General features: G+C 43.2%; 23 protein-coding genes, 2 rRNA genes and 1 pseudogene (1 of these 26 cut by a window edge). 2 read left to right on the top strand and 24 right to left on the bottom strand.

Annotated elements, in window-relative coordinates:
• Both NYE49_RS00945 and NYE49_RS00940 read right to left on the bottom strand, forming a co-directional pair.
• Window positions 1-445, bottom strand: a 23S ribosomal RNA gene (locus NYE49_RS00945); it reaches 2,483 nt to the left of the window's first position.
• A 170-nt stretch (window positions 446-615) separates the two neighbouring features.
• Window positions 616-2,165: ribosomal RNA gene (locus NYE49_RS00940) — 16S ribosomal RNA — on the bottom strand.
• The 16S and 23S rRNA genes sit together here, the layout of an rRNA operon.
• Before the next feature lie 351 nt (window positions 2,166-2,516).
• On the opposite strand from NYE49_RS00940, the gene pdaB reads away from it, so the two are divergent.
• Window positions 2,517-3,281 (top strand): polysaccharide deacetylase family sporulation protein PdaB, encoded by a 765-nt coding sequence (pdaB, locus tag NYE49_RS00935; RefSeq protein WP_047181986.1) that lies wholly within the window; start codon window positions 2,517-2,519, stop codon window positions 3,279-3,281.
• On the opposite strand, the gene kbaA is transcribed toward pdaB, so the two are convergent.
• The gene (kbaA, locus tag NYE49_RS00930) at window positions 3,282-3,878 is read right to left on the bottom strand and encodes a KinB-signaling pathway activation protein (protein WP_047181985.1); all 597 of its coding nucleotides are present in this window, start codon (window positions 3,876-3,878) and stop codon (window positions 3,282-3,284) included.
• Window positions 3,879-3,987: 109 nt separating this feature from the next.
• On the opposite strand from kbaA, the gene gerD reads away from it, so the two are divergent.
• Window positions 3,988-4,545, top strand: coding sequence for a spore germination lipoprotein GerD (gerD, locus tag NYE49_RS00925; RefSeq protein ID WP_003235126.1), 558 nt, complete (start codon window positions 3,988-3,990; stop codon window positions 4,543-4,545).
• Window positions 4,546-4,580: 35 nt separating this feature from the next.
• Here gerD and salA read toward each other — a convergent pair whose 3' ends face one another.
• From salA to rplO, 21 genes and pseudogenes are all read right to left on the bottom strand, one after another.
• Window positions 4,581-5,639: an iron-sulfur carrier protein/transcriptional regulator SalA gene (salA, locus tag NYE49_RS00920; RefSeq protein ID WP_047181984.1), complete on the bottom strand. Its 1,059-nt coding sequence runs from the start codon at window positions 5,637-5,639 to the stop codon at window positions 4,581-4,583.
• 95 nt (window positions 5,640-5,734) lie between these two features.
• Window positions 5,735-6,448 (bottom strand): N-acetylmuramoyl-L-alanine amidase CwlD, encoded by a 714-nt coding sequence (gene cwlD / locus NYE49_RS00915; protein WP_015382599.1) that lies wholly within the window; start codon window positions 6,446-6,448, stop codon window positions 5,735-5,737.
• Window positions 6,449-6,507: 59 nt separating this feature from the next.
• Window positions 6,508-6,951 (bottom strand): YbaK family protein, encoded by a 444-nt coding sequence (locus NYE49_RS00910; RefSeq protein WP_014475609.1) that lies wholly within the window; start codon window positions 6,949-6,951, stop codon window positions 6,508-6,510.
• A gap of 185 nt (window positions 6,952-7,136) precedes the next feature.
• Window positions 7,137-7,904 (bottom strand): class I SAM-dependent methyltransferase, encoded by a 768-nt coding sequence (locus NYE49_RS00905; RefSeq protein WP_047181983.1) that lies wholly within the window; start codon window positions 7,902-7,904, stop codon window positions 7,137-7,139.
• A 463-nt stretch (window positions 7,905-8,367) separates the two neighbouring features.
• A complete protein-coding gene (gene rpsI, locus NYE49_RS00900; RefSeq protein WP_004399691.1) occupies window positions 8,368-8,760 on the bottom strand; it encodes a 30S ribosomal protein S9 in 393 nt (130 codons plus the stop codon).
• Between the two features lie 20 nt (window positions 8,761-8,780).
• Window positions 8,781-9,218, bottom strand: a complete 438-nt coding sequence (gene rplM, locus NYE49_RS00895) for a 50S ribosomal protein L13 (protein WP_003241966.1) — start codon at window positions 9,216-9,218, stop codon at window positions 8,781-8,783.
• Window positions 9,219-9,379: 161 nt separating this feature from the next.
• Window positions 9,380-10,123 carry a tRNA pseudouridine(38-40) synthase TruA gene (truA, locus tag NYE49_RS00890; RefSeq protein ID WP_047181982.1) on the bottom strand — a complete coding sequence of 248 codons (744 nt, stop codon included), beginning with the start codon at window positions 10,121-10,123 and terminating at the stop codon, window positions 9,380-9,382.
• A 9-nt stretch (window positions 10,124-10,132) separates the two neighbouring features.
• Window positions 10,133-10,930, bottom strand: a complete 798-nt coding sequence (locus NYE49_RS00885) for an energy-coupling factor transporter transmembrane protein EcfT (protein WP_047181981.1) — start codon at window positions 10,928-10,930, stop codon at window positions 10,133-10,135.
• Complete coding sequence (locus tag NYE49_RS00880) at window positions 10,927-11,796, bottom strand: energy-coupling factor ABC transporter ATP-binding protein (RefSeq protein WP_047181980.1); 870 nt, start codon at window positions 11,794-11,796, stop codon at window positions 10,927-10,929. The genes NYE49_RS00885 and NYE49_RS00880 overlap by 4 nt, the downstream gene beginning before the upstream one ends.
• Window positions 11,772-12,617, bottom strand: a complete 846-nt coding sequence (locus NYE49_RS00875; RefSeq protein WP_014478629.1) for an energy-coupling factor ABC transporter ATP-binding protein — start codon at window positions 12,615-12,617, stop codon at window positions 11,772-11,774. Before NYE49_RS00875 ends, NYE49_RS00880 begins: the two co-directional genes overlap by 25 nt.
• Before the next feature lie 127 nt (window positions 12,618-12,744).
• On the bottom strand, window positions 12,745-13,107 hold the full coding sequence (gene rplQ / locus NYE49_RS00870; RefSeq protein WP_003225836.1) for a 50S ribosomal protein L17: 363 nt from the start codon (window positions 13,105-13,107) through the stop codon (window positions 12,745-12,747).
• A gap of 77 nt (window positions 13,108-13,184) precedes the next feature.
• Window positions 13,185-14,129 carry a DNA-directed RNA polymerase subunit alpha gene (locus tag NYE49_RS00865; RefSeq protein ID WP_003225835.1) on the bottom strand — a complete coding sequence of 315 codons (945 nt, stop codon included), beginning with the start codon at window positions 14,127-14,129 and terminating at the stop codon, window positions 13,185-13,187.
• 176 nt (window positions 14,130-14,305) lie between these two features.
• The gene (gene rpsK, locus NYE49_RS00860; protein ID WP_009966385.1) at window positions 14,306-14,701 is read right to left on the bottom strand and encodes a 30S ribosomal protein S11; all 396 of its coding nucleotides are present in this window, start codon (window positions 14,699-14,701) and stop codon (window positions 14,306-14,308) included.
• Between the two features lie 20 nt (window positions 14,702-14,721).
• Window positions 14,722-15,087, bottom strand: coding sequence for a 30S ribosomal protein S13 (gene rpsM / locus NYE49_RS00855; RefSeq protein ID WP_003235095.1), 366 nt, complete (start codon window positions 15,085-15,087; stop codon window positions 14,722-14,724).
• Between the two features lie 22 nt (window positions 15,088-15,109).
• Window positions 15,110-15,223: a 50S ribosomal protein L36 gene (gene rpmJ / locus NYE49_RS00850; RefSeq protein ID WP_003156543.1), complete on the bottom strand. Its 114-nt coding sequence runs from the start codon at window positions 15,221-15,223 to the stop codon at window positions 15,110-15,112.
• Window positions 15,224-15,256: 33 nt separating this feature from the next.
• The gene (gene infA / locus NYE49_RS00845) at window positions 15,257-15,475 is read right to left on the bottom strand and encodes a translation initiation factor IF-1 (RefSeq protein WP_003156508.1); all 219 of its coding nucleotides are present in this window, start codon (window positions 15,473-15,475) and stop codon (window positions 15,257-15,259) included.
• Window positions 15,453-15,694: pseudogene (locus NYE49_RS00840) on the bottom strand (RNA-binding protein); the annotation flags it as partial. The pseudogene NYE49_RS00840 and the gene infA, both read right to left, overlap by 23 nt.
• Window positions 15,695-15,786: 92 nt before the next feature.
• Window positions 15,787-16,533 carry a type I methionyl aminopeptidase gene (map, locus tag NYE49_RS00835; protein ID WP_015482707.1) on the bottom strand — a complete coding sequence of 249 codons (747 nt, stop codon included), beginning with the start codon at window positions 16,531-16,533 and terminating at the stop codon, window positions 15,787-15,789.
• Window positions 16,530-17,183, bottom strand: a complete 654-nt coding sequence (locus tag NYE49_RS00830) for an adenylate kinase (protein ID WP_003241987.1) — start codon at window positions 17,181-17,183, stop codon at window positions 16,530-16,532. The genes map and NYE49_RS00830 overlap by 4 nt, the downstream gene beginning before the upstream one ends.
• A 54-nt stretch (window positions 17,184-17,237) precedes the next feature.
• Window positions 17,238-18,533 carry a preprotein translocase subunit SecY gene (secY, locus tag NYE49_RS00825; RefSeq protein WP_024571501.1) on the bottom strand — a complete coding sequence of 432 codons (1,296 nt, stop codon included), beginning with the start codon at window positions 18,531-18,533 and terminating at the stop codon, window positions 17,238-17,240.
• Window position 18,534: 1 nt separating this feature from the next.
• Window positions 18,535-18,975: a 50S ribosomal protein L15 gene (gene rplO / locus NYE49_RS00820; protein WP_003225819.1), complete on the bottom strand. Its 441-nt coding sequence runs from the start codon at window positions 18,973-18,975 to the stop codon at window positions 18,535-18,537.
• Window positions 18,976-18,981 lie beyond the last annotated feature (6 nt).

Below are 18,981 nucleotides of genomic sequence, written 5' to 3'. Positions count from 1 at the left end.
GACGGAATTTCACGTGTTCCGCCGTACTCAGGATCCACTCAGGAGAGAACGAAGTTTTGACTACAGGGCTGTTACCTCCTATGGCGGGCCTTTCCAGACCTCTTCATCTACCTCGTTCTTTTGTAACTCCGTACAGAGTGTCCTACAACCCCAAGAGGCAAGCCTCTTGGTTTGGGCTAATCCCGTTTCGCTCGCCGCTACTCAGGGAATCGCATTTGCTTTCTCTTCCTCCGGGTACTTAGATGTTTCAGTTCCCCGGGTCTGCCTTCTCATATCCTATGAATTCAGATATGGATACCACTCCATTACGAGTGGTGGGTTTCCCCATTCGGAAATCTCCGGATCAAAGCTTGCTTACAGCTCCCCGAAGCATATCGGTGTTCGTCCCGTCCTTCATCGGCTCCTAGTGCCAAGGCATCCACCGTGCGCCCTTTCTAACTTAACCGTTAAAAAGAATCACTATGTGATATCTTGTGTTACTAATTGAATGTGATGTCTACTGTTATCTAGTTTTCAAAGAACACGTTTCGAAGGAATGATCCTTCAAAACTAAACAAGACAGGGAACGTTCTGTTTATAAGACCCAAGGTCTTATATTCCGTATAATATCCTTAGAAAGGAGGTGATCCAGCCGCACCTTCCGATACGGCTACCTTGTTACGACTTCACCCCAATCATCTGTCCCACCTTCGGCGGCTGGCTCCTAAAAGGTTACCTCACCGACTTCGGGTGTTACAAACTCTCGTGGTGTGACGGGCGGTGTGTACAAGGCCCGGGAACGTATTCACCGCGGCATGCTGATCCGCGATTACTAGCGATTCCAGCTTCACGCAGTCGAGTTGCAGACTGCGATCCGAACTGAGAACAGATTTGTGGGATTGGCTTAACCTCGCGGTTTCGCTGCCCTTTGTTCTGTCCATTGTAGCACGTGTGTAGCCCAGGTCATAAGGGGCATGATGATTTGACGTCATCCCCACCTTCCTCCGGTTTGTCACCGGCAGTCACCTTAGAGTGCCCAACTGAATGCTGGCAACTAAGATCAAGGGTTGCGCTCGTTGCGGGACTTAACCCAACATCTCACGACACGAGCTGACGACAACCATGCACCACCTGTCACTCTGCCCCCGAAGGGGACGTCCTATCTCTAGGATTGTCAGAGGATGTCAAGACCTGGTAAGGTTCTTCGCGTTGCTTCGAATTAAACCACATGCTCCACCGCTTGTGCGGGCCCCCGTCAATTCCTTTGAGTTTCAGTCTTGCGACCGTACTCCCCAGGCGGAGTGCTTAATGCGTTAGCTGCAGCACTAAGGGGCGGAAACCCCCTAACACTTAGCACTCATCGTTTACGGCGTGGACTACCAGGGTATCTAATCCTGTTCGCTCCCCACGCTTTCGCTCCTCAGCGTCAGTTACAGACCAGAGAGTCGCCTTCGCCACTGGTGTTCCTCCACATCTCTACGCATTTCACCGCTACACGTGGAATTCCACTCTCCTCTTCTGCACTCAAGTTCCCCAGTTTCCAATGACCCTCCCCGGTTGAGCCGGGGGCTTTCACATCAGACTTAAGAAACCGCCTGCGAGCCCTTTACGCCCAATAATTCCGGACAACGCTTGCCACCTACGTATTACCGCGGCTGCTGGCACGTAGTTAGCCGTGGCTTTCTGGTTAGGTACCGTCAAGGTACCGCCCTATTCGAACGGTACTTGTTCTTCCCTAACAACAGAGCTTTACGATCCGAAAACCTTCATCACTCACGCGGCGTTGCTCCGTCAGACTTTCGTCCATTGCGGAAGATTCCCTACTGCTGCCTCCCGTAGGAGTCTGGGCCGTGTCTCAGTCCCAGTGTGGCCGATCACCCTCTCAGGTCGGCTACGCATCGTTGCCTTGGTGAGCCGTTACCTCACCAACTAGCTAATGCGCCGCGGGTCCATCTGTAAGTGGTAGCCGAAGCCACCTTTTATGTTTGAACCATGCGGTTCAAACAACCATCCGGTATTAGCCCCGGTTTCCCGGAGTTATCCCAGTCTTACAGGCAGGTTACCCACGTGTTACTCACCCGTCCGCCGCTAACATCAGGGAGCAAGCTCCCATCTGTCCGCTCGACTTGCATGTATTAGGCACGCCGCCAGCGTTCGTCCTGAGCCAGGATCAAACTCTCCGATAAAGTAGTTTGACTGACTACGCACATCGCTGTGCGATTTTTAAAAACTGAATTAACAGGTACGTTTTGTCTTGTTTAGTTTTCAAAGATCATTACCGCCGCTTAACGAAGCAGCTTTATTACTATAACATTTAGCTTCTTTTAAGTCAACAACTTTTTTCAAAGTACTTAATGAAGCTTTTAGTTGATGTCAGCTGTTTATCAGCGACGAATAATAATATATCACGGATATTATCAAAAGGTCAACACCCAATTTAGGCTGTATGTGAAGAGACATTTTATCGGTTATATTCAATTGTCCATGCTCATAAGATGTAAAACAAGAATGATGGACAAGATAAGGAGGCATCATCAGTGAATCACTTCTATGTGTGGCACATTAAACGGGTAAAACAATTAATTATTATACTTATCGCCGCATTTGCAGCTGGCAGCTTTTTTTATATCCAAAGAGCTGTCCCGCTTCCCGTGTTTTCAACTGACACCGGACCTAAAGCCATTTATAAAGGAGAAACAGACTCTAAAGATATTTCACTTACTTTCGATATCAGCTGGGGTGATGAGAGAGCAGAACCGATACTTAATACTCTGAAAGCAAACGGGATTAAAAATGCAACGTTTTTCCTGTCCGCTTCTTGGGCAGAACGCCATCCTGACACAGTGGCCCGTATCGTAAAGGATGGCCATCAAATTGGGAGCATGGGCTACGCTTATAAAAACTATGCCAACTTAGAGAGCAGCGAAATAAAAAAGGACATGAACCGTGCGCAAACAGCCTTTGAAAAGTTAGGGGTCAAAGACATACAGCTATTAAGACCCCCTACCGGCCAATTCAATAAGAATGTTCTAAAAGTCGCAAAGCAATACAATTATACAGTCGTTCATTACAGTGTGAACTCTCAAGACTGGACAAATCCCGGAGTTGAAAAAATCATTGACAATGTGACCAAGCAAGTTTCCGGTGGAGACATTATTCTTTTACATGCCTCCGATTCGGCAAAACAAACAGAAGAAGCATTGCCTGATATCATCCATCAGCTGAAAGAAAAAGGATTAAAAAATGTAACCGTGGGTGATCTCATCGCAAATTCTGATGCCAAATCCGCAGAGGTAAAGTAATTACTTTGCTGCAAACTTCGGCAGCATCAGCAATTGGAAGGCATTACATGCCATTAACGGAAAAAGCATTAAATAAAGCCAGTCCTCATCATTTACTCTTAATGCAGGGAACCATTCTAATGCGGTAATCACAACCATCAAAAACAACGATGAAACAAATGTTTTCTTAGAGGACTGCTTTTGCTTTATATAAGCTGTAATCACTCCAAAGATCAATAAAAACACCGGTAACCACGCATAGCCAGCCAGCGATTCTCCGCTCTCTCCAAAAAATAAAAAACGCACGTACATTAAATCAAAAGCAACAAACAGGATGAAAAACAACTGCAGCAAATTCCACAAAGAGGAGGACCTTAATATCTCAAGCGCAAACCGATGAACTGTTAAAAATACGAAAAAACCCATTTGGCTGATCACACTGAAAATCATGCCTACACCGATAAACCAAAATAAAACAGAGAAAATCTGTCCCGCTTCAAATGTTAGAAACAGCCCTCTATATTCTCCCCACTTTAAAGCAAAACCCACAATACTCGTGATAAGCGCCCCGACAGCTAAATTAGAAAAGAAAAAACGAACTAAACCACGGCTTTTCATTTCTTTATTCATCCCCTCAAAAATCGCGAACAGCGATATTTTGTTATGTATAATTCCAAACAGATGAATCATATTAAAAGTAAGACAAGTATGTGAAAGGAGCTTAAGCATGTCAAAAGCCAAAACGCTATTGATGAGCTGTTTTTTGTTATTATCTGTAACAGCTTGCGCTCCAAAAGACCAAGCAGCGGATATGGACTATGATCAGACCAAAAAAATGGTTGTTGATATATTAAAAACTGATGATGGAAAGAAAGCTATTAAGGAATTATTAAATGATGATGCCATGAATGAAGCGCTGGTGATTGACCAAGATGCAATTAAAGGAACAATAGAAAAAACACTCACATCTAAAAAAGGTGAAGAATTTTGGAAAAACATCTTTGAAGACACTGATTTTGCTGAGGGCTTTGCCAAAACTCTTCAGACAGAGCATGAAAAAGTGATTAAAAAGCTGATGAAGGATCCAGATTACCAGAAGATGCTGATGAGCGTTATGCAGGATCCCGGCATGGATAAAAAGTACAGCCAGCTGGCAAAAAGCCAAGAATTCCGCAGTTATTTAGAAGAGGTTATTAACGAAACACTTTCTAGTCCGCTTTACAAAAAGCAGTTCGAAGATGAGCTGAAAAAAGCAGCAAAAGACACAGCAAAAGAAAGTGAATAAAGGGAAAGCCGGGATCTGGAATCCCGGTTCACCTTTTATACCTGCACTGACATTTTTGCATCTATTTTTTTTGCGATGTCCTGATATATTTCTCCGATTGGATGATTTTCGTCATAAACAGACGGAGCAAATTGGTCCTTATCCCAATCTGGCTGTTTCAATGGGATTCGGCCAAGCAAAGGCACATTTAGTTCCTCAGCTAGTTTATCTCCTCCGCCTTTTCCAAAGACATATTCTCTTTCCCCTGTCTTTGCACTTTCATAATAAGCCATGTTCTCTATGACCCCCACGACCTCATGATCGGTTTTAATCGCCATAGAGCCCGCTCTGGCCGCGACAAAAGCAGCTGTCGGATGCGGCGTAGATACGATGATTTCTTTGCAGCTCGGAAGCATTGTATGTACATCGAGAGCAACGTCCCCTGTACCAGGCGGAAGATCAAGAACGATATAGTCTACTTCTCCCCACTCTACTTCGTGGAAAAAGTTATTCAGCATTTTGCCGAGCATTGGCCCTCTCCATACGACCGGGGCATTTTCTTCTACGAAAAAGCCCATTGACATGACCTTTACTCCAAAGCGTTCAACAGGAAGAAGTTTCTCTCCTTCAATTGTTGGACGCACAGTGATACCCATCATGTCCGGCACACTGAACCCATAAATATCCGCATCAATTAAACCAACCTTTTTCCCTAGACGAGCCAGAGAAATAGCTAGGTTTACCGACACAGTTGACTTGCCTACGCCGCCTTTTCCACTTGCTACAGCAAGAAAGACTGGCGGGTTATCCATATTTAATAATGTTTTTTTCTCGGCTGACGGCGCCCCGAATTTAGCAACCGTTTCTTCAGGCAGCTCTTCAAATCGAAGGCCGACTGTCTCAGCTCCTGCCCCTTTTAATACGTTTACGATCTCTTGCTGAATCTGCATTTGTTCTGCAGTTCCTGTTTTTGCAAGAGCGACTTTTACACTGATATGCCGTTTTTCAGGCTTTATTTTAATTTCCTTAACGGCATCCAATTCTCCCAGAGGTCTTTGAAGAAAAGGTTCGCGCATTTCTCCGACTAGTTTTCTTACTTCATCTTCTCTTATCATCGAACCTCACCCTTTTGTGTATTCGTTTACAATTATTATTATATCATACATAAATGGCGGGTGTCTTATGCTTAGAACCGCAAGAAAACCCTCCATTACTCCGGAGGGTCTCCTTTTTCTGTGAAATATCGCAAAATGCCTTTATATATGGAAGATGCCACCTTGTCTTGATATTTCGGTTTACCGAGCAACGTTGCTTCACTTGGATTGGATAAAAATCCGACTTCTATAAGCGCCCCCGGTTTGGTGACGTTTTGCATTAAGTAGATACCATGAATCCGCTTTGCTTTCCGGGTTGTGTTTTCCAGATTTCTTCTCAGCTCATCCTGAATGTATTTTGCGACTTTCTCATTTTCCGCATATTTCCCGTAATAAAAGCTTTGGGCTCCGCTCCATTTTTGTGACGGAATCGCATTAAGATGAATGCTGATATAGAGCTCCGCCTCTGAATGGTTTATTAATTTGACTCGTTGTCTTAGATCCTCAGCTTTTCGTCGACTATAGCCTTTTGTTCCTTCTGGAGCGAGATCAGTATCACTTTCTCTGGTCATGATAACAAGCGCTCCTTGTTCTTGAAGATAATCCCTGACTCTAAAAGCCACTTCCAGGGTAACATCCTTCTCTAACAGCTTTCCGCCGACTGCTCCGCCGTCAGGCCCGCCATGACCTGGATCTAGATAAATGATTTTACCGCTCAAGGGCAGGCTCCACGGCTTCCAAGAGTCGTTATTGCTGAACTGATATTTGAACAGAAATAGTAATACGATGAAGCCTAGCAAAAAACCGAGCCATTTAAGCTTTTTCCTCATCCCTTCCCCTCCCGCTTGTCCGTTATTACATAACTATGGGACAGGGCCGGGAAATATGATTATCGCATGCGAAGCTTACACTGTTTTTCTCTTTGAACAAACCCTGCTGTCCACCAATCTTTAATGAACTTGCGTGCCGCTTCATAAACCGTGTTTTTATCAAGTGTTGAGTATTGCTCGTGTATCCAATTATAGAGATAATCAAAAAACTCCATACGTAGCTCTTCTTCTTCTCTTGCAGAGCGGGCACTGATACTTTGCATGGATTCTCCGTAATAGCCGAATATCCCAAAACGCCCGCCTAACAAATAAGCTTCAATCGCAAAATCAATACAGCCTTCAGTAATAATATCTCGTTCATCATGTAAAAATGGAAATAATGGTTCCAAACAATCCTTAACAGACTGGATAATTTGTCTCAGAGAGAGTTCTTTGAGCAAGTTCTTTTCTAATTCAAAATCCTTTTGGCGTTTCACATCCATAAAAGACAGTACTTCTGCCATATAAATTCACTCTCCTTTTACCGATTATTTTGAGGTTTGGATGATGAAACAATGCCCGAATTCGGTTGGAAATTCGCCCAAATGAAGGTGTAAAATCGATAAAAAATCAGCTTTCTGCAGGGTCAGGAACAAATGTTCTGTAATTAGTTATGAAAAAAGCAGCCCCTCTAACAGGTCGCTGCTTTTCATACTTTCACGCTTCTTGTTGCAGAATATGTATGGATATATTGGTCTAATACAAATCCGCCTTTATCTTCATAAAAACCAGTAACGATAAAACCGGCATCAATTTGGCCTTTGATTTGGTCTTCTAAGGAATGGCCGAATTCCAGAGCCTCATTATTTTCGATCAGTTTTTTCACTTTATGTTTCGGAAGATCTTCTGGGTCAGCATATGGAATGGAGTGTTTTACTTTTAAAACACCTTGCTGTTCTAATTCTGTATCAAACAGAAATACAACAGGATTGACAAAACCCGAGATTAGAACACCGTTCCTTTTCAACACACGGTGCGCTTCCTTCCATACCGGGAGGACATTCTCAACAAAAACATTGGCAACAGGATGTACAATGACATCAAATGATTCATCATTAAATACACTTAAATCGTCCATGCTTCCTTTGACAGTGTGTATCGTAAGACCATCTCGCTGAGCAATCATTCTATCCTGATTCAGCTGTTTTTCTGAGTTATCTAATACAGTGACATCCGCGCCTGCGGCTGCCAAAACTGGACCCTGCTGGCCGCCGCCTGATGCTAAACAGAGTACTTTCAGACCTTTGACAGGCGGAAACCAATCCTTCGGTACATCTTTCATTGGTGTTACCCTTATATCCCAATTGCCTTTTTTTGCTTGTTCGATAACCTGCTGCTCAACAGCAACAGTCCATTCATTGCCTGTTTCTACTTTTTTATCCCAGGCTTTGCTATTATGAGCTACTAACGCATTCATGAATCTTCTCCTTACTTTAATGTATAGAGTATAACAAATATTTCTAGATTGATATCGCTTTCCCTTTGCATATTTAGAAAAAAGTTCATAAAAACGCAAAAAAATCACAAAGGAGATATGTGATTTATATCATCAGATTTACACTTACTTCGTTACATAATGCCATTAGCAATGAGAGCCCTTGTTTCTCCGGGTTAAGAATCAGCAGTGAACTTTAACGGATGAGATACAGTGGTTAGATGGAGCTGGGCTGATCACATAACGATAATAAACATTGACCGAACTTCCAATTAAATAAAAATGAAAGCTATCATGATTATTACAGTGAGACCGTTTATAAACAAACAATTTGCTTAACCCCGTCAAGCGTCCATTCAGTTGTTATTTTTATGCGGAGCTGCCACGTTTTATTGAAAGAAAAAAGCTCCCAACCCAAGGTCGAGAGCTTTTTGAAAACGTAAAATTAACGTTTTGAGAACTGAGGTGCACGACGAGCGCCTTTAAGACCGTATTTTTTACGTTCTTTCATACGAGCGTCACGAGTCAGAAGACCTGCACGTTTAAGAGTTGTACGGTATTCTGGATCTGCTTCAAGCAAAGCACGAGCGATACCGTGACGGATTGCTCCAGCTTGACCAGATAAGCCGCCTCCATGTACGTTTACTAAAACATCATAAGTGCCAGCTGTTTCAGTCAAAGTTAATGGTTGTTTGATATCTTCGATTAAAGCTGCAGATGGGATATGTTCGCTGATTTCACGATTATTAACGACGATACGGCCTTCTCCTGGAACTAAACGCACACGCGCTACAGAGCTTTTACGACGGCCAGTACCGTAATATTGAACCTGTGCCAAATTGGTAACCTCCTTTTTAATTAACCGCGAAGTTCGTAAACTTCAGGTTTTTGTGCTTCGTGTGGATGCTCAGAACCACGGTATACGTTCAATTTTTTGAACATTTGACGACCTAGAGAACCTTTTGGAAGCATGCCTTTGATAGCAAGCTCAAGCATTTTCTCAGGGTAGTTTGTACGCATTTCAAGAGCAGTTCTTGATTTTAATCCGCCTGGATGTTGAGTGTGACGGTAGTAGATTTTGTCAGTTAACTTTTTACCAGTTAACTCGATTTTTTCAGCGTTGATGATGATCACATGATCTCCAGTATCAACGTGTGGTGTGTAAGTTGGTTTGTGTTTTCCGCGAAGGATAGCTGCAACTTCTGAAGAAAGACGACCTAAAGTCTTGCCAGCAGCATCAACAACTAACCACTTGCGTTCAATAGTACTTGCGTTAGCCATAGGTGTTGTACGCATTGAATTTCCCTCCTAAATGATCTGTCATTTTCAATAAACTTCGATTACGTTCTATTTCACAACACAATAAGTTCCGGGGCTTATCGTGGGGTTGAAATACATACCATATGATATCTTATAACTTTATGCAGACTCTGTCAAGAAAATATTATACACCTGGTTTAGTTGTCATAGTAAACGTTCCATAAATATAGTCCGTGCCCCGGCGCTGTGCGCCCTGCTGCTTCGCGATCCTTCGCTTCCAGCATGGATTTCACATCATCGGGAGAAATTTTTCCAATACCTGCATCAAGCAAAGTACCCGCAATAATTCTGACCATATTATATAAGAAACCGCTGCCTGTGATCCGCATTTGCAGGCCATCAGCCGTCTCAGTCCAATCAAGTTCGTAAATCGTTCTTACCTTGTCCTGCACTTCTGTTTTAGCCGCGCAAAAGCTCGTAAAATCATGTGTCCCTATAAGATGCTTTGCCGCTTCTCTCATGTCCTGCACATTAAGGCGATATGAAAAATGGTAAGCGTAATGCCGTTTAAATACGTCCGGGTGTTTCTCCGTGTATACAAAGTAGCGATATTCTTTTTTGACTGCGCTAAATCGTGCATGGAACCCATCATCCGCAATTTCTGCCTGTTTGACTGCGATATCGTCCGGAAGCAGTGCATTTAAGGCATGTGGCCATCTCTCAGCCGGGATAGACAGCGGAGTGTCAAAATGAATCACCTGTCCGGCTGCGTGAACCCCGCTGTCTGTTCTTCCAGACGAAACGACCGGAATTCTGTCTTTTGACTTATGCAGGACAGCCAAAGCCTTCTCCAGTTCATCCTGAACTGTTCTTTTGCCCGGCTGAACCTGATAACCGTTAAACAAATGTCCGTCATAAGAAATCGTGCATTTCATTCTCATACAGCACCTCTAAGCCCTTAAGAAAAATAACAAAGCAGCTAATACAATTAAGCTGACAATGACAGAAGTGTCTTTTCCTGTCCATACAAGCTTTCTATATTTCGTACGTCCTTCTCCGCCTTGATAGCCTCTTGCTTCCATTGCAACCGCAAGCTCTTCGGCGCGTTTAAATGCGCTGACGAAGAGCGGGACAAGAAGCGGGACAATAGCCTTCACTCTATCTTTGACAGGCCCGCTTGTAAAATCAACGCCTCGCGCCATCTGAGCCTTCATGATCTTATCTGTCTCCTCCATCAGTGTCGGAATAAACCGTAAAGAAATTGACATCATAAGAGCCAGCTCATGAACAGGAAGCTTTAATTTTTTCAATGGGTTCAGCAGCTGCTCCATTCCATCGGTAATCTCAATCGGTGTGGTCGTAAGCGTTAATAAGGTTGTGATTAAAATCAAATAGACGAATCTAAGAGAAATGAATATCCCCTGAACCAGACCGCCCTCATAGACTTTGAAAAAACCTATTTGAAAGATAACCGGTCCTTCATGTGTCATAAGGATGTGAAGAAGGAACGTAAAAAGGACAATCCAGATGATTGGCTTCAGTCCTTTCATTAAAAAAGAAAAAGGAACTCTTGTAAAAGAAACGACGCCAATTGTAAATAAACCAAGCAACGCATATGTCTGAACATTATTGGCTAAGAATACGATGCAGACAAATAAAAAGATCGTGATCAGTTTTGTTCTGGGGTCAAGCCGGTGCACAAGTGAAGTACCCGGAACATACTTGCCGATAATCATGCTGTCCATCATAAAGTCTTCTCCCCCTGAAAAAGAGCACGGATTTCAGCAGCGGCATCTTCGATTGTGAGCATAGGCTCATTAAATCTCACACCCAGTGCATCTTCAAGGTGTCTTTGGAATTTTATTGTTTCAGGAAGATCCAGCCCCCAGCCGGCCATCTCTTCACCCTTTAAAAACAGATCACGCGGACTGCCTGATGCTTGTATCGTTCCTTTATGCATAACAATCATTTCATCAGCGTATGCAGCTGCATCCTCCATGCTGTGTGTCACAAGGATCGTCGTCAGGTTCCCCCGTTGATGAAGCTCATAAAACATGTCCATAATCTCTTTTCGCCCTCTTGGGTCCAATCCTGCAGTCGGTTCATCCAGAACAAGCACTTCAGGGTCCATTGCAAGTACGCCGGCAATTGCAACTCTGCGCATTTGTCCCCCGCTTAATTCAAAGGGTGACCTGTCCAAAAGCTCTTCTGATAAACCTACAAGTTGCAGCATCTCTCTCGCTTTTTGTTCAGCATCTTCTTTTTTAACACCAAAGTTCATCGGCCCGAATGAAATATCTTTAAGAACTGTTTCTTCGAATAATTGATGCTCAGGAAATTGGAAAACGATTCCGACTTTTTTACGAAGTTTTTTCAGATCTTTATTCTTTTTCCCTGCCTGAATGACAGTGCTGCCTAGTGATATCCGTCCCTTCGTCGGCTTCAGGAGACCATTTAGGTGCTGAAGAAGAGTGGACTTGCCAGAGCCTGTATGCCCGATAACGGCTACGTAGCTTCCTTCTTTAATCGATGCATTGATATCATATAGTGCTAGGCGCTCAAACGGCGTCTTCATTTGATAGCGATGCTCTACATCTTTGATTGTAATGTCCACAGCTCTTTCACCAGCCCTTCCTGAGTCAAATGGTTTTCTTCCAAAGCCAGTCCATTTTCTCTTAAAAGCTGGCTAAGCTGGAATGAGAAGGGTAAATCAAGCCCAATTCGAACAAGTTCTTTATTCAATTTAAAAATCTCTTCAGGCGGCCCTTCAGCATATTTTTTACCGCCATTCATGACAATGATCCTATCTGCTTTTGCTGCCTCATCCAGATCATGTGTAATGGATATGACAGTCGCCATGCCCTGCTCTTTTAAATGTCTTACCGTTTCAAGCACTTCTTCTCGCCCGATCGGATCAAGCATGGATGTTGCTTCATCTAAGATAATAATATCAGGACGTGCGGCAATAACCCCCGCAATCGCAACTCTCTGCTTTTGGCCTCCGGAGAGATGGTGCGGCTCTTGATCGAGAAAATCTTGCATATTCACCTGTTTTACTGCCCAGTCTACTCTCTCAATCATTTCTTCCCGCGGTACACCATTGTTTTCTAAACCAAAAGCCACATCATCGCGAACAGTCGTTCCGACAAATTGGTTATCCGGATTTTGAAAGACCATACCTATCTTCTTACGCACTTCCCAAACAGACTCCTCTGTCAATTGAATCCCGGCAACCTCAATGTCGCCTGATTCAGGAAGAATTAAACCATTCAATGCCCGGGCCAGTGTTGATTTCCCTGAACCGTTATGACCTACGATTGCAAGCCATTCACCCTCATACACCTGCAGGGAGACGCCGTCTAGTGCTCGTCTTTCTGCGTCCTTCCGATATCGAAATACGATATCCTCTACCGATATCAACTGATTTTGATTCATGGAAAACCGGCCTCCTCTCAGCTAATGCTCTGCTTTTCTCTCTATTAAAAGTTGCAGTATCTAAAAAAAGGGCATAGATCCAGTTAGAAACTGTCCCGCCCTTCTTTAGATACACAAAAATATGTGATTAAACCAATTCGATAATTGCCATTGGTGCTCCGTCACCACGGCGAGGACCAAGCTTCATAATACGTGTGTATCCGCCTTGGCGCTCCTCGTAACGAGTTGCAATGTCAGAGAATAATTTTTGAAGTGCATCTTGGTTATTTTCTTCGTTTGCAACCTCGTTGCGGATGTATGCAGCAGCTTGACGGCGAGCGTGAAGATCACCGCGTTTGCCAAGCGTGATCATTTTTTCAACTACAGAGCGAAGTTCTTTCGCACGTGTTTCAGTTGTTTCGATTCTTTCGTTGATGATCAAATCAGTTGTAAGATCACGAAGCATAGCTTTACGCTGTGCACTCGTACGTCCTAGTTTTCTGTATGACATGTGATGTCCCCTCCTTTATTGGAATGCTGTTTCTGAATAAAAAACACACGAAAATCCTAGTTCACAAGGGAAACTAGTCAATCGTCTTTGCGAAGTCCGAGTCCAAGTTCTTCTAGTTTCGCTTTCACTTCTTCAAGTGATTTGCGTCCTAGATTTCGAACTTTCATCATATCTTCTTCCGTCTTGTTCGCAAGCTCTTGAACCGTGTTAATACCCGCACGCTTTAAGCAGTTGTAAGAACGAACAGAAAGATCCAATTCTTCAATTGTCATTTCAAGAACTTTCTCTTTTTGATCTTCTTCTTTTTCAACCATGATTTCAGCATGTTGAGCTTCGTCAGTTAAACCAACGAATATATTAAGGTGTTCAGTTAAAATCTTTGAACCAAGCGCAATTGCTTCTTTCGGTCCAGTGCTTCCATCAGTCCAAACATCAAGTGTAAGTTTATCATAGTTTGCAACTTGGCCTACACGAGTGTTCTCTACCTGATAAGATACACGAGAAACTGGCGTATAGATAGAATCGATCGGAATCACGCCGATTGGCTGATCGTCTCTCTTGTTTGCGTCAGCAGGCGTATACCCACGTCCTCTTTGAGCAGTAAGGCGAACTCGGAAACTCGCATTCTCACCAAGAGTCGCGATATGAAGATCAGGATTTAAGATCTCTACATCACTATCGTGTGTAATATCAGCTGCCGTTACAGTTCCTTCACCCTGTACATCAATTTCTAGCGTCTTCTCTTCATCAGAGTAGATTTTCAATGCAAGCTTTTTAATGTGTAAGATAATCGTTGTAACATCTTCCACAACGCCTTCAATTGTCGAGAATTCGTGCAGTACACCATCTATCTGGATTGATGTTACAGCGGCACCAGGGAGTGAGGATAAGAGGATACGACGTAAGGAGTTACCCAGAGTTGTACCATATCCACGCTCAAGTGGCTCTACGACAAACTTACCAAATTTGGCATCGTCGCTGATTTCAACCGTTTCGATTTTTGGTTTTTCAATCTCGATCATTACTTAAAACCCTCCTTCAAAACGTCGAAACCTCGAATAGAATCATATGAGATTCCATCCGAAATTCCCCATTGTTTAGTCCCGTATGTGCTCAGGCAACGAGTCGGTGCATTCGTTTCATAAATAACTGTATCATAACCCATTATTGACAGGGACACAAAATCTATACAAACAAATTACACGCGGCGACGTTTTGGTGGACGGCATCCGTTATGAGGAACAGGAGTTACGTCTCTGATAGCAGTGACTTCTAGTCCAGCAGCTTGAAGTGCACGGATTGCAGCTTCACGGCCTGAACCAGGTCCTTTAACAGTAACCTCTAGAGTTTTAAGACCATGTTCGATTGAACCTTTAGCAGCTGTTTCTGCAGCCATTTGCGCAGCAAAAGGAGTAGATTTACGAGAACCTCTGAATCCTAAAGCTCCGGCACTAGACCAAGAAATAGCATTACCATGAGTGTCAGTGATCGTAACGATCGTGTTATTGAAAGTTGAACGAATATGAGCAATTCCAGACTCAATATTCTTTTTCACGCGACGTTTACGCGTGTTAGATTTACGAGCAGCAGCCATTGTTTAAGAACCTCCCTTACTTATTTTTTCTTGTTAGCTACAGTACGACGCGGACCTTTACGAGTACGCGCGTTGTTTTTAGAGTTTTGTCCGCGAACAGGTAATCCTCTGCGATGACGGATTCCGCGGTAGCTTCCGATTTCGATCAGACGTTTGATATTAAGAGAAACTTCACGGCGAAGGTCACCTTCTACTTTCAGTTTGTCAATAATATCACGGATTTTACCAAGTTCTTCTTCAGTAAGATCGCGCACACGAGTATCTTCTGAAACTCCAGCTTCTTTTAAAACTTGCTGAGCCGTTGTGCGGCCAATTCCGAAGATGTATGTTAAAGAAATAACAACACGTTTGTCACGTGGGATATCTACACCAGCAATACGAGCCATTCTCTGGGCACCTCCTTATAAATTATCCTTGTTTTTGTTTATGCTTTGGATTTTCACAGATCACCATTACTTTTCCTTTTCTGCGAATAACTTTACATTTTTCGCAGATTGGTTTAACTGATGGTCTCACTTTCATGTGTTTCCAACCTCCTTCAGTTTCCGGAGTGCTTTATTTGTAACGGTACGTAATCCTGCCACGAGTTAAGTCATATGGAGATAATTCTACCGTAACTTTGTCTCCAGGTAAAATGCGAATGAAGTGCATGCGGATTTTACCAGATACATGAGCCAAAACAGTGTGGCCATTTTCAAGTTCAACTTTGAACATCGCGTTTGGCAGTGTTTCGACTATAGTACCTTCCACTTCAATTACATCGTCTTTCGCCATTCAAGTGTTCTCCCTTCTTCAAATCAGTAACTTGCTTTCTGACAAATTTCAAAAGAAGTTTGTCACACGCCCTGTTTCGTTTATACTGTTCTGAACTTCCGGAGATACGCAATCATAAAGGGTTAAATGATTGATATTCTTTTTCTTAGGAGAATGAAATGTACGCTTTTCTCCGTCTGCTGTTAGTACATTGATGATGGTTAAAATTCCAACGACAAGCAGCAAGATGAATTCGGTCTTGCCAATGTTCCCCCAAGCTTTCTGCCCTATCAAGCTTGAAAAACATCTGTCTTCGGAATTATTTTCATCATCTAGACTCTCGTCAGTATATCAAAACCCGTTTCCGTAATCGCAATCGTATGTTCAAAATGAGCACACTTTTTCCCATCTACCGTTACAACCGTCCAGTTATCAGCCAATGTTTTCACGTAGCGGCTGCCAGCGTTCACCATAGGTTCAATAGCGAGAACCATGCCAGGTTTAAGCCGTGGTCCTTTGTTGGGCGGACCGTAATGAGGAATTTGCGGGTCCTCATGCAAGTCTTGACCAACACCATGTCCGACATACTCCCTAACAACTGAAAACTGCTCATTTTCGACATACGTTTGTATTGCGTGGGAAATATTCGACAAACGTTCACCTGGTTTTGCTTCCTGCAAGCCTTTATATAAAGACTCCTCTGTCACTTCCAGAAGTTTTTTGTCATCATCGCTGATGTTTCCTACCGGATATGTCCATGCAGAGTCACCATGATAACCATTTAATTTAGCACCGATATCAATACTGATGATGTCACCGTCCTTCAGCACCCTGCTGCCAGGTATGCCGTGAACCAGTTCTTCATTAACTGATACGCAAATGCTCCCGCGAAACCCATTATACCCCTTAAAAGATGGGATTGCACCCTGCTTCTTAATAAAACGTTCGGCAATTTGATCCAATTCTTTTGTCGAGATTCCTGGTTTAATGTGCCTTTTTAACTCTTCATGAGTTAAAGCCACGATTCGCCCTGCTTCCCGCATGATACCAAGTTCACGTGGGGTTTTACAGATAATCATTTTTTTAATCCTCCAAGAAGATCCTTCACATCTGCATAAACGTCTTGAATGTCCTGTTGGCCATTCACGTTTGCAAGATAACCTTTCTCTGAATAGAAATCGAGTAAAGGCTGAGTTTGCTTCATGTTTACCTCAAGCCGTTTAGAGACGGTTTCCTCATTATCATCTGCCCGTTGATAGAGTTCGCCTCCGTCTTTATCACAAATACCCGGCGTTTTCGGCGGATTAAAGACTAAATGATAGGTTGTGCCGCAAACACTGCAAATTCTGCGTCCAGTCAGACGTTCCATAAGAGCGTCTTTGTCGACTTCAATGTTAATGACATAATCAATCGGCTTGCCGTATTCCTCAAGAATTTCTTCAAGAGCTTCGGCTTGAGCGACTGTTCGCGGAAATCCGTCCAGAAGAAAACCTCTTTCACAATCATCTTTGCCAAGTCTCTCTTTTACAATTCCGATTGTGACTTCGTCAGGTACGAGCTCTCCCTTATCAATATAAGATTTTGCTTCGAGTCCGAGTGGTGTTTCTTCTTTCATAGCAGCACGGAACATATCTCCTGTTGAGATATGAGGAATCCCATAATCCTCAACAATTCGTTCGCCCTGTGTGCCTTTACCGGCACCAGGAAGCCCCATTAAGACTAAGTTCATTCGGATTTCCCCCGTCCTCTCTTTATTAAGAGGGAATGGATAAATCCATTTCCTCTAGTTTTTCATAAATCCACGGTAGTTTCGTTTCACCAACTGGCTTTCTAGTTGTTTCATTGTCTCCAAGGCTACCCCGACAACAATTAACAAAGATGTTCCGCCAATTTGTGCACTTTGAGGCAATCCAGCGAATTGAATGAAAAAGATAGGAAGAATGGAAATCACGGCTAAGAATATAGAACCCACAAACGTAAGTCGATACAAAATGCTCGTAATTCTATCTTGAGTCATTTTCCCTGGACGAACCCCCGGGATATAGCCACCCTGTTTTTTAAGGTTATCAGCCATTTGTTCAGGGTTTACCTGTACAAAAGCATAAAAGTACGTAAAGGCAATAATCAACGCAACATATATCGCCATACCCACCGGATGCGTATTATCAAAGTTGTTTTGAATCCACTTTGTCACATCGTTTGTTCCAAAGAATGACGCGATCGTCCGCGGCGTTATCAAAAACGCAACCGCAAAGATTACCGGAATAACCCCTGCAGGATTCACTTTCAATGGAAGGTGTGTAGACTGACCTCCGCCAGCAGGTGAACGACCTGTGCCTTTAGCATATTGAATCGCAATTTTCCGTACGGCTTGCTGAATGAAAATAACTCCAACAATAACTGCTAAAATCGCAATCACAAGAAGTGCGATTTTCACAATATGAATAAACAACTGATCGTTGCTACCGACAAATTGAGTCTCATATATTTGCCCAATTGTTTTTGGAATACTAGACACAATCCCCGCGAAGATAATGATCGATATTCCGTTGCCTACTCCATGAGAAGTAATTTGTTCCCCAAGCCACATTAAAAAGGCAGTTCCGCCAGTGAGCACTAAAGCAATGATAAGATATGTCGATACACCGGATTTTTCGATCAGCATACCGTTTGCCAGATTGTTGAATCCATATGACATACCTAACGCTTGGATGAAACCAAGCACAATCGTAAAGTACCTTGTGAACTGAGCTAATTTACGGCGGCCAACTTCACCTTGCTTAGACCACTCGGTAAACTTCGGTACAACATCCATCTGAAGCAGCTGAATGATGATCGAAGCCGTGATATAAGGAGTAATTCCCATTGCGAAAATGGAAAATTGGTAAAGCGCACCGCCGCCAAATGTATTAAGGAGATCAAAAACACCCATTTGAGACTGCGCCTGTAACGCTTCAGCGTTAACATAAGGCACAGGAATAAACGCACCTATGCGAAAGACGATAAGCATGAGTAAAGTGAATATGATTTTATTCCTGATATCACTCACACGCATAAAGTTGGAGATTGTTTTAAACAAGTTAGATCACCTCAGCTGTACCGCCAGCAGCTTCAACAGCTTCTTTCGCAGAAGCAGAGAATTTATTGGCTTTTACAGTTAATTTTTTCTCTAATTTACCGTTGCCAAGAATCTTTACTCCTGCATTAAGTTTGCTAATAACACCAGTCTCTAGAAGAAGTTCAGGAGTGACTTCCGTTCCTTCTGCAAAACCGTTCAATTTGTCTAGGTTGACTACAGCGTATTCCTTGCGGTTGATGTTAGTGAAACCGCGTTTAGGAAGACGTTGGAATAAAGGCATTTGTCCCCCCTCGAATCCAGGGCGTACACCGCCGCCAGAACGAGCGTTTTGACCTTTGTGACCTTTACCAGCTGTTTTACCGTTGCCAGAACCAATACCACGACCTACGCGATTACGCGTTTTGCGTGAACCTTCTGAAGGTTTTAATTCATGAAGTTTCATTAGGAC

Origin of the sequence: Bacillus sp. FSL L8-0358 (assembly GCF_038593095.1) — a bacterium.
Taxonomy (GTDB): Bacteria; Bacillota; Bacilli; order Bacillales; family Bacillaceae; genus Bacillus; species Bacillus subtilis.
The sequence above is the reverse complement of the archived record's forward strand: the minus strand, read 5'-3'. Positions and strand labels throughout refer to the sequence as shown.